Raw genomic sequence first — 1,199 nt, 5'->3', positions numbered from 1 at the left:
ACGGCGGTGGTGCCGCCGCCGATGGGCCGGGGCGCGGTGGGCGTGTAGGTCAGGTCGCGCCCGCCCTCGAAGGTGTCCCCGCGGGCGATCACCTTGTCGGCGCCGGCCGAGGTGGAGACCTTCACGATGGAGGGGTCGACCGCGCCCTCGACGGGCCAGGCGAAGTCCGTGCTGGGCTTGACGTGCAGGATCGACTCGACGGTGCCGGAAGCGACGTCGGTGGCCTCCTTGAGGTGGCGCAGCGAGCCGGTGACCGACGTGCCGTGGTGGGCGAGCGAGGCCAGGTCGGGGTCGCCGAACGGCAACGCGACGACCTCCTTGTCCGCCACCGCCCTCTGCACCTCGGTGAGCCAGCGCTTGGCGACCTCCTGGTGGCCGCCCACGGCGTTCTTGTCGTCCGCGTTCTCGCCGGGGATCTCGTAGCGGGTGGTCATCGCCTCCACCGAGGCGAGCAGGTCCGGGTCGATCACCCAGGTGACGTCGAGGTCCCTGCCGAGGGCGACCATCCGGTCGAGGCGGCCGCCCGGCGAGATCTCCGCGGCGAGCTCGTCGTCGAGGAAGACAGGCGTCTGCTCCTCGTCCGAGCCGGTCTCCGCCGTCATGTGGACGGTGGAGATGAGCGGCCACATGAACGTCGTCCTGGTCTTGGTGTCCGCCTCGTCCGGCTGCCAGGGCAGGAACGTGTGGCGGACACCGAGCGTCTGCTCCCACGGCTGGTCGGAGGTCTCGCCGGTGAGGGTGACGGAGAGGTCGTAGACGCCGTCCTGGCCGAGGTCCAGCTCGTCGGCCGGCACGGAGAGCGTGTAGGGCTGCGAGACGCCGGGAGCGAGCTTGGAGAACTTCTCGGAGTACTTGTCGTCGATCTCCGACCCGACGGGGCCGTCGACGTCACCGGAGTTCTTGGCGACCGTGTCGATGCTCGAGCGGGTGTCCATCAGGGGTCCCACCCGGAGCCCGACGGCGGCCTTGGTGACGGCCTTCTTGCCCGTGTTGGTGACCGTCCCGGTGACGGTGACGGTGTCGCCCTCGGCGGGGGCGCCGGGTGTGAGGGAGTCCACGGAGACGGCCACGGAGCCGTCGTCGGAGGCGGCCTTCGGCGCGGCCGGGGCCGCGGCTTCCACGGGGGACGCCGCGGGCAGCTGGAGAAGTCCGGCCAGGAGGGGGGTGCCCGCGAGCACGGCACCGGTACGCCGCAGCCA

The 1,199-nt window shown here is 71.9% G+C and carries 1 protein-coding gene; it reads right to left on the bottom strand.

The genetic code is table 11. The annotated features are described in order from the left end of the window. Positions 1-1,199 (bottom strand): DUF6049 family protein (locus tag CCN29_RS31530; RefSeq protein ID WP_442538595.1); only part of this gene is annotated, 1,199 nt, incomplete at both ends.

The sequence above is a fragment of the Streptomyces pseudogriseolus genome (assembly GCA_002154585.1).
GTDB classification, from domain to species: domain Bacteria; phylum Actinomycetota; class Actinomycetes; order Streptomycetales; family Streptomycetaceae; genus Streptomyces; species Streptomyces pseudogriseolus.
This window is presented reverse-complemented; position numbering and strand designations above follow the sequence as displayed.